This is a genomic window from Paraburkholderia sp. SIMBA_027 (assembly GCF_046535315.1).
GTDB lineage: Bacteria > Pseudomonadota > Gammaproteobacteria > Burkholderiales > Burkholderiaceae > Paraburkholderia > Paraburkholderia tropica.
Window position 1 is genome coordinate 1 of sequence record NZ_JAWRWY010001146.1, and the last position, 253, is coordinate 253.

The 253-nt window shown below is 37.2% G+C and carries 1 protein-coding gene; it reads right to left on the minus strand.

The annotated features are described in order from the left end of the window. Window positions 1-253, minus strand: a 253-nt coding sequence (locus tag SB764_RS42730; protein WP_410867141.1) for a hypothetical protein, incomplete at both ends; no start/stop codon positions are given.

A 253-nucleotide genomic window follows, 5' to 3' on the forward strand; every position in this document is an offset into this window, starting at 1 on the left:
GATTTTGCCAACCTCCAAAATACTTTATACCCAGTCTTTCTACAGCTTGACTATCATCAGGTGTAGTGATTTTTCCGTCTCCGTTGAAATCTTTAAACTTATATAATCCGGTTGCAGGATCAATACCTTCGTACTGATAAAGTTTTACGATAGAGGTGGGGTATCCAATAATATATTGGTTGTCATATGTAGAACCTTCCAGATTGGGAAAAGCAATGAGTTTGTTAGTAGGGATACTGATATTGAAGCTGCT